Origin of the sequence: Pseudomonas sp. Xaverov 83 (assembly GCF_019352905.1) — a bacterium.
Taxonomy (GTDB): Bacteria; Pseudomonadota; Gammaproteobacteria; order Pseudomonadales; family Pseudomonadaceae; genus Aquipseudomonas; species Aquipseudomonas yamanorum.
On the sequence record NZ_JAAAFU010000055.1, the window covers coordinates 1 to 9,346 of the forward strand.

The window sequence follows — 9,346 nt, forward strand, 5'->3', positions numbered from 1 at the left end:
GGGCAAAGACCTTTTGGTTACTTTTGGGGCGTTTGCCAAAAGTGACCCGCTGTAAGAGCGGAACCATAGGCGGCCGTTACCGAAGAAACGGATATGCCCCCAACCCCAACCTCAACCCCCGCGGAACCCAAGTCCCACCCCCCACCCAACGCCGTATACAAATTCACCTCCGCCACCAACTGCGCCAACCGATCCACAATCAACGCCTGCTGCGAAGTGAACAACGACCGCTGCGCATCCAGAAACACCAGATTACTGTCCACCCCACTGCGATACCGGTGCTGCGCCAAGTCGTAATACTTCTGGTTGGCCCGCACAAAATCCCGCTGCGCCGCCAGTTGCTCGTTATACGTCTGGCGCGCCGCCAGCCCATTCGAGACCTCCTGAAACGCCGTCTGAATCGACTTCTCATACTGCGCGACAAAGATGTTCTTCTGAATCTTCGCGTAATCCAGACTCGCCCTCAGACTCCCCGCATTAAAGATCGGCAGATTGATCTGCGGCTGAAACGCCCAACTCCCCGACCCCCCCTGGAACAATCCCGACAGATCCTTGCTGGAGGTCCCCGCATTGGCCGTCAGCGTAACCGAAGGAAAAAACGCCGCCCGCGCCGCGCCAATATTGGCGTTGGCCGCCTGCAACTGATATTCGGCCTGAACAATATCCGGCCGCCGTTGCAGCAGGTCCGAGGGCAACCCGGCCGGCACGCGCGCCACCAGGTCGGCGGACAGCGGCTGTGCCGGCAGAGAATCCGGCACCGGGCCGCCCACCAGCAGCGCCAGGCTGTTGAGGTCCTGGGCCACCTGGCGCTGGTAGCGTGCAATGCTTGCTCGCGTACTCTCGACGCTGGTCTGGGCCTGGATCACATCGATCGACGACGCCTTGCCCGCCGTTTTGCTACGGGAGGTCAGGCGCAGGCTGTGTTCGTCCGAAGCCAGCGTCTGCTGGGCCAGGGCCAGCAATTCCTGATCGGCGCGCCAGGTCAGGTAGGCATTGGCCACGTTGGCCACCAGGCTCAGTTGTGCACTGCGCCGGGCTTCTTCGGTGGCCAGGTATTGCAGCATTGCCTGTTCGCTGAGGCTGCGCACGCGGCCGAAAAAATCCAGCTCATAGGCACTCACGCCCAGCGTTGCGGAGTAGGTGGAGGTGATCGCCGATTTGCCGGTGCCCGTGGCGCGCCGTGGGACTTTCTGCCGGTTTTCGGCACCCGTGGCAGACACCGCCGGGAACAGGTCCGCGCGCTGGATGCGGTATTGCGCCTGGAACGCTTCGACATTCAGCGCCGCCACCCGCAGGTCACGGTTATTCACCAGTGCCTGGCCAATCAACTGCCGCATCACCGGGTCGCGGAACAACTGTTGCCAGTCAGGCCCGGCGGCCGAGGGGCCTACCTTGTCTGAGTTGTACACCGGGTATTGTGCCGGCGTTGGCGCCTCGGGGCGCTGATAGTCCGGGATCAGCGAACACCCGCCAAGCACACACGCCACGCCGAGCATCAGTTTTTTCATCACGCGCCAACCATCCATTTGGCCAGGCCATGGCGGCCACTCACGCCCAGTTTGGCCGCCGCGCGCTTGAGGTAGGTTTCGATGGAGCTGTTTTTTACGCTGAGTTTCTCGGCCATCTGCGGCACGGTTCCGCCGGTCAACAATCCCAGGCACACTTCCTGTTCCCGCGCCGATAAGGTGATGTCACTGAGTGACAGGCGTTTATAGAATTCGCGCTGCAATTGCGACTGCTCCAACAGGGTTTTAGAGGGCTCGGGCGCCACCACCGCTGCCTGTCGATTGATCTGCGCATGGCGCTCGATCAACGGCAGCAAGGTTTCCGAAAGGCTCTTGAGAAACGACAACTCCGCCAGGGAGAAGGCGCGTTGGGTGTGGGGCCGATAGAACGAAATCACGCACCGCCGATTCGCCTGGCGCGAGACCAGGTTGCACTGATGGGACGTGCCCCGGGCATGGGTGCTGTTGGCCTTGGCATTCATCTGGATCAACAGCGGGTCGTTCATGCCGAGCATTTTTTTCAGCAACGGATGGTCGTCGCGGTGATGCAGGGTGCGCGGTGGCGGCAAGTCCTGCTTCAACCCATCGCTGCCGAGTAACTTGATATCGAGCACGCAGGCCTGGTGCTCGTCGAGGGTCCATTCACTGAGGTCCACCAGGTGAACCGGTACCAGCTTGTTGACCAGTTGCAGCATGTTCGCTGCGAAGTGTTCAGTGCCTGTGCTGGAAATCAATTCCCCCAACTCGAAATAAAAATGCGGACTTTCCATATTTCGAATACTGCTGGTCAGACTCATAGCCATCTCATCCTTGATGTCGAAAACCGTCGACGGTTGCCCCCGTCCGTGTGCAGGCCTCCCGTTCTCCTTGAACCTGGGTCGGTGCTCGAGGCTTCATTTAGCCACGGGGATTTGTCCTACGTATGTAGCGGAAACGAGGGACACAACCTGCCATAAAAAACGCGCCATTATTTCGTCATTTCTGACGGACAAATAAGGTGGGGCCGCACAGGAAGGGTGTTTTAGAGTTTGTTAACTAGTTGATATAAAACGTTTTTATTGATTTATATGAAAATGCTTAGCTGTCAGGCAGCGGCCAGGGATAGCCAATTTCCTACACCCATTTAATCGATTCAGCACTGAACCATCAGCCAACCCCGGCGTGGTAGCTGGCTGTCCGGGTTTCGGGTGACATACGGTCCTCCGGGGCGATGCTTAAATCCCGTTGATTTCACCTCAATGGGGCGTTGTGCGCCTTATCGACACCTCACATGAGAAGGATCTTATGACGTTTTTCCCCCTGACCGCCGCCCAGCGGGATATCTGGCTGGACCAACTGCGCCTCGGCGACTCGCCGCTGTACAACATCGGCGGCTATGTCGACCTTACTGGCCCGATGAATCCCGCATTGATCCAGCGGGCCATTGAGCAACTGGTGGCCAAGCACGACGCGTTGCGTACGGTGTTGCAGGTGGCCGCCGATGGCTTGCCCCGGCAGGCATTTGCCGAGGCGATGGTGGTATCGGTGCCGCAGCATGACGTCTCTCGGCAGCCGGACCCCGAGGCGGCGGCCGAGGCTTTGCTGCAGGCGCAAATGGCCCGGGCCTACGCGCTGCTCGACGAGCCGTTGTTCCGCTTTTTCCTGGTCAAGCTCGATGAGCAGCATTACCGCCTCGGCACCCAGGCCCATCATCTGATTCTCGATGGCTGGGGCTTCGGCCAGATGCTGCAATCCCTCGCGGGTATCTACAGCGCCCTGGAGCAAGGCCGGCAACCGGACCTGTCGGCGCCGTCCTATGTCGACTTCATCGACAATGATGAACGCTATCGCGAGTCGGCCCGTTACGCCCGGGACCGCAGCTACTGGCTGGACAAATACCAGGCGTTACCCGAGCCGCTGTTGACGCCCCGTTACCACGCCAAGGGCCAGGCACCGAGCAACACCTGCGTAGCACCGTTTCCGGCAACGTTGCTCAACCGCATGGCGCGGGTGGCGAACCATTACCAGGCGTCGGCGTTCCATGTGTTATTGGCCGCGATTTACCTGTACTTCAGCCGTACCGCCCAGCGTCAGGAGTGTGTGCTTGGGCTGCCGATTCTCAACCGTTCCAACGCGCGATTCCGTTCGACCCTGGGTCTGTTTACCCAGGTCAGTGCCGTGCGCTTGCAGTTCAGCGACGACCTGCCTTTCAGCGCCCTGGTGCGTGGCGTGCGCGACCAACTCAAGCAGGATTTCCGGCATCAACGTTTCCCCCTGAGCGAGATGAATCGCGAGCTGGGTTTGCTGCGCGCCGACCGTGGCCAGTTGTTCGACCTGTCGGTGTCCTATGAACAGGACGACCATGAATTTCGCTACGGCCAGGCATCGGCTCGGGCGATCAAAGTCTCCAATCACCATGAGCCATTGCCGCTTGCGATTCACCTGCGCAGCAATCGCTACCACGACACGGCGTGCTTGCACTGCGTCTACAACGAGGCGTATTTCCAGCAGCACGAGGTGCAGGCCCTGGCCGAACGCCTGGTGTATCTGCTGGAGCAAGGTCTGGAAAGTCCGGCGCGGCCCCTGGCTGATTTCTCATTGATAACGCCTGAGGAAACCGCGCAGTTGCAACGCTGGAACGCCACCGCCCAAGCTTACCCGGCCGCGCAAACCCTGCACGGGCGCATCGAAACCCAGGCCGCGTTGGCCCCGCATGCGGTGGCTGCGGTGTACCAGGGCCAGCGACTGACTTACGCCGAGTTGAATCAACGGGCCAATGCCCTGGCGCATCAGCTGTTGGTGCTGGGGATAAAGCCTGACGACCGTGTGGCGATCGTCGCCCGACGTGGCCTGGAGACGTTGGTGGGGTTGCTGGGGGTTCTCAAGTCCGGCGCTTGTTATGTGCCGGTGGATCCGGCCCATCCCGCCGAGCGCCTGAACTACCTGCTCGATGACAGCGCGCCGGTGGCGGTGCTGACGCAGACGGATTTGCTCGAACGTTTGCCGGAACTGACGGTGCCGGTGATCAATCTGGATCACGCCACGGCGCAGTTGGCGAGCAACCCACAAGTAGTGATGACGCCCGCCAATCTCGCCTATGTGATCTACACCTCGGGCTCCACCGGCTTGCCCAAGGGCGTGATGGTGGAACACCACACCGTGGCCAATCTGGTGGACTGGCATTGCCAGGCCTTCGACTTGCACGCGGGCAGCCATACCGCCAGCGTTGCCGGATTCGGGTTTGACGCCATGGCCTGGGAAGTGTGGCCGGCGTTGTGCGTGGGGGCGACCTTGCACCTGCCGCCGGCCCACGACGGTGCCGAAGACATCGACGCGCTGCTGGACTGGTGGCGCACACAGCCACTGGACGTGTGCTTCCTGCCCACGCCGGTGGCCGAGTACGCCTTCAGCCAGAACCTCGAACACCCCACCTTGCGCACCTTGCTGATTGGTGGCGACCGCCTGCGCCAGTTCAACATGGCGCGCAGTTTCGCGGTGATCAACAACTACGGTCCCACTGAAGCCACCGTAGTTGCCACCTCTGGCCTGGTTGAGGTCGGGCAGCCGCTGCATATCGGCAAGCCCATCGCAAACGCCACGGCCTATCTGCTGGATGACCAGCAGCGGCCGGTGCCCATCGGCATCGCGGGCGAGTTGTACGTCGGCGGTAAAGGTGTGGCGCGCGGCTATTTGAACCGTCCGGAAATGACTGCCGAGCGTTTCCTTGATGATCCCTTCAACCCGGGCCGCATGTACCGCACCGGCGACCTGGCGCGCTGGCTGCCGGACGGCAATCTCGAATACCTGGGGCGCAACGATGACCAGGTAAAAATCCGTGGCGTGCGTATCGAACTCGGCGAAATCGAATCCGCCCTGGCGGGTTATGACGGTGTCACTGAAGCGGTGGTCCTGGTGCGTGAGGGGCAGTTATTGGCCTGGTTCACCGAGCACGCGCCGGTAGAGATTGAACAGCTTCGTGCCCATCTCAGATCACGCTTGCCGGATTACATGGTGCCGCAGGCCTACGTAAAACTGGACGCGTTGCCCCTGACCGCCAACGGCAAGCTCGACCGCAAGGCCTTGCCGGCACCCGGTGCCGATGCGTTTGTCAGCCGCGTCTACGAAGCCCCCCAAGGCACCACGGAAATCACCCTGGCGCAGATCTGGGCCGACGTGTTGCACGTCGAGCAAGTAGGGCGGCACGACCATTTCTTCGAGTTGGGTGGCCATTCGTTATTGGCGGTGCAACTGGTACAGCGCATGCGTCAGGCCGGGTTGCAGGCGGATGTGCAGGTGCTGTTTGGCCAACCGACATTGGCCGCGCTGGCGGCAGCGGTCGGCCAGGGCACCGAGCTTGAGGTGCCGGCCAACCGCGTTCCTGCAGGTTGCACATTGATTACCCCGGACCTGCTGGTGCTGGCGGAGCTGGACCCGCCGACGATCGAGCGCATCGTCGCCGCCATCCCCGGGGGCGCCACCAATGTGCAGGAGATCTACCCGCTGGCGCCGTTGCAGGAGGGCTTGCTCTATCACCACATTACCGACGAACGCGATCCGTACCAGCAACACGCGATGTTCAGTTTTGCTTGCCGTGAACAGCTGGATGCCTTCGCCCAGGCACTGCAACAGGTGATCGACCGCCATGACATCCTGCGCACCAGCCTGGCGTGGGATGCCATCGAGCAACCGATGCAAGTGGTGTGGCGCAAGGCGCTTCTGGACGTGGAACCGGTGGCCCTTCAGGGGGATTCAATCCTCGAACAACTGCGTGAACACCAGCGCCCACTGGACTTGCGCAAGGCGCCGCTGATGGCCCTGGATTACGCCGAAGACCTGCAGAACCGCCGTTGGGTGGGCATGTTGCGTTTCCATCACCTGGTCAACGACGCCACATCAACTCAGGTACTGATGGCGGAAATCCAAGCGCATCTGCTCGGCCAGCAACAGCAACTGCCGGAGCCGGTGCCCTATCGCAATGTGGTCGCCCAGACCCGTTCACCGGAGCGCCAAGCCGCGCACGAAGCGTTCTTCCGCGAGCGGCTGGCGGATGTCGATGAGCCGACCCTGGCCTTCGGTTTACAGGATCGCCAGGCGGATCGCCATGCGACCGAGGAGGCCGATGTGCTGCTCCCCGACGCGCTCGGCCAGTTGCTGCGTGAGCAGGCGCGCACCTTTGGTGTCAGTGCGGCGAGCCTGTTTCACTTGGCGTGGGCCCAGGTGCTGGGACGCGTCTCGGGCCGTGACGATGTGGTCTTCGGTACGGTGCTGCTGGGACGTTTGCAGGCCGGTGAGGGCGCCGACCGTGCCCTGGGCATGTTCATCAACACCTTGCCGCTGCGGGTACGCCTGGCCGGGTTGACGGTGAGTGAGGCGATCAAGGACACGCAGCAGCAACTCAGCGCCTTGCTCGCCCATGAGCAAGCCTCCCTGGCGTTAGCCCAGCGTTGCAGCGGCGTCACGCCGTTGTTCAACAGCCTGCTGAATTACCGACATGCCTCGGCGGAGGAACTCCAGGAGCTGCAGCCCGGGATCGAATTGCTCAGCAGCGAAGACATCCTCAGCTACCCGCTGATGCTCACGGTGGACGACCTGCCCAGCGGTTTCCGGCTCAAGGCCAAGGCGCCCCGCAAGGTCGGTGCCCAGCGCCTGTTGGACTACCTCGGCACGGTGCTCGCGGGATTGATGGAGACCCCAGAAGCGCTGCTATTCGACGTGGAGGTGTTGCCCGCGACCGAACTGCAACAGCAACTGGTGGACTTCAACGCTAGCGAAACCGACTACCCCGCGGGCCAGACCGTCCACGCCCTGTTCGAAGCCCATGCCCGGTACATCCCCCATGCAGTGGCGGTGCAGGCCGGTGAGCACCAACTGACCTATCGCCAGCTCAACGAACGCGCCAACCGTCTGGCCTATCACCTGCGCGAGCGCGGGGTGCAGCCGGATTCGCGGGTGGCGCTGTGTGTCGAGCGCGGGTTGGACCTGGTGGTGGGCTTGTTGGCGATCCTCAAGGCAGGCGGCGCCTATGTGCCGCTGGACCCGGGCTACCCCCGCGAGCGTCTCGCCTACATGCTGCAAGACAGCGCTCCGGTGGCGTTGCTGTTACACGGCGCGACCCGCGATTTGCCGGGTGAAGTGTCGATACCGGTGATCGACTTCGACCACTGCGCCTGGCAGCACGCACCCGAAGGCAATCCGCTGGTGCCGGGGTTGAGCGTCGGCAACCTGGCTTACGTGATGTACACCTCCGGCTCCACGGGCACACCCAAGGGCGTGATGATCGAACATCGCGGCCTGGGTAACTTGATGCACTGGGGTTCGCAACTGTGCCCGAATGCCGAGGGTGGCGCGTTGTTGCAGCGGGCGCCGTTCAGTTTTGACGGTTCGGTGTGGGAGCTGTTCTGGCCGTTGACCAATGGCATGCGCCTGGTCCTGGCGCGTCCCGATGGGCACCGTGAACCGGCGTACCTGGCGCAGGTGATTCGTGAGCAACAGATCAGCGTGATCAAGTTTGTGCCGGCGATGTTGCAGCAGTTTCTGGAGCTGGAAGAGTCCGCTCACTGCACCAGCCTTACCGACGTCCTATGCGGTGGCGGCGAGTTGACCGAGGCCTTGGCTCGTGGGGTTCAGGCGCGGTTGCCCGGTGTGCGTTTGCACAACGTTTATGGGCCGACCGAGGCGACGGTGGACAGCAGCGCCTGGACCCTGGAGCCGGGCGCGCCGGTGCCTGCGTTGCAGTTGCCGATTGGGCGGGCGATCAGCAATACCCGGTTGTTTGTGCTGGACGAGCATGACCGGCCGGTGCCGCTGGGGTGCAGTGGGCAGTTGCATATCGGTGGGGTGGGCGTGGCTCGCGGGTATCTGGGGTTGGCGCAGATGACGGCGGAGCGGTTTATCGATAGTCCGTTTGTGGCGGGGGATCGGTTGTATCGCACCGGGGATCTGGTGCGGTATTTGCCGGATGGGAATCTGGAGTTTCTGGGGCGTAATGACTTTCAGGTGAAGCTGCGTGGGGTGCGGCTGGAGCTGGGGGAGGTTGAGGCACGGTTGGCGGCGCATCCTGCATTGCGGGAGGTGGCGGTGTTGATCCGGGATGAGCGGTTGGTGGCGTATTTCACCGTGCGTGATGCGGTGCCGGGGCTTGAGGCGTTGCGCAGTTACATGGTGGAGGGGTTGCCTGAGTACATGGTGCCTTCGGCATTTGTGCACATGGAGGCGTGGCCGCTTAATCCGGCGGGGAAACTGGATCGCAAGGGGTTGCCGGAGCCTGGGGTGGAGGCGGTTTTGAGTCGTGCCTATGAACCGCCTCGGGGGGAGGTGGAGACGGTGATTGCGGGGGTTTGGGCGGAGGTGTTGAAGTTGGACCGCGTAGGGCGCCAGGATCACTTTTTTGAGTTGGGGGGGCATTCGTTGTTGGCCGTGGGGGTGGTGGCGCGGATGCGTAAGGCGGGGTTGGAGGTGGATGCCCGCTCGTTGTTCAGTCAGCCGACGGTGGTGGGGTTGGCGGGGGTGGTTGGGAGGCGGGTGGAGCGGGTGGAGGTGGTGCCTGCTTTGGGGATTCCGCAGTTGGGGCGTAGACGCAGGATTTGAGTGGTGGTGTGGTGTGCATATCCGTTTCTTCGGTAACGGCGGCTTATGGTTTCGCTCTTACAGCGAGTCACTTTGGAAAAGCCCCAAAGTAACCAAAGGGCTCTGCCCCGCCTGTCGGCGCCTCGCTAGGGCTCGGCGTTCCCTCACTCCGGCATTGCTCCGCGGGCCGCCGCGACGGGCCATCCATGGCCCGGCGCGGCTAAATCGGCGTCCTGCCGGTTTACCCGCTCCGCAATACCTGCGTTCGGCCTCGGGCTTATTGGGGCAGTCAGATC

3 protein-coding genes are annotated in these 9,346 nt (G+C 62.4%); 1 reads left to right on the forward strand and 2 read right to left on the reverse strand.

Going from position 1 to position 9,346, the window contains the following annotated elements; translation table 11 throughout:
* Positions 1-17 precede the first annotated feature (17 nt).
* Positions 18-1,508 (reverse strand): efflux transporter outer membrane subunit, encoded by a 1,491-nt coding sequence (locus tag K0H47_RS18285; protein WP_219273371.1) that lies wholly within the window; start codon positions 1,506-1,508, stop codon positions 18-20.
* Positions 1,508-2,302, reverse strand: coding sequence for a helix-turn-helix transcriptional regulator (locus K0H47_RS18290; protein ID WP_063028797.1), 795 nt, complete (start codon positions 2,300-2,302; stop codon positions 1,508-1,510). The genes K0H47_RS18285 and K0H47_RS18290 overlap by 1 nt, the downstream gene beginning before the upstream one ends.
* Positions 2,303-2,789: 487 nt before the next feature.
* Here K0H47_RS18290 and K0H47_RS18295 point away from each other — a divergent pair, with 487 nt between their 5' ends.
* A complete protein-coding gene (locus K0H47_RS18295; RefSeq protein WP_219273372.1) occupies positions 2,790-9,071 on the forward strand; it encodes a non-ribosomal peptide synthetase in 6,282 nt (2,093 codons plus the stop codon).
* Positions 9,072-9,346 lie beyond the last annotated feature (275 nt).

Excerpts from the sequence above, each read along its gene's own strand:
- K0H47_RS18290 (WP_063028797.1), bottom strand. The coding sequence starts at position 2,302 with ATGAGTCTGACCAGCAGTATTCGAAATATGGAAAGTCCGCATTTTTAT.
- K0H47_RS18285 (WP_219273371.1), bottom strand. The coding sequence starts at position 1,508 with ATGAAAAAACTGATGCTCGGCGTGGCGTGTGTGCTTGGCGGGTGTTCG.
- K0H47_RS18295 (WP_219273372.1), top strand. The coding sequence starts at position 2,790 with ATGACGTTTTTCCCCCTGACCGCCGCCCAGCGGGATATCTGGCTGGAC.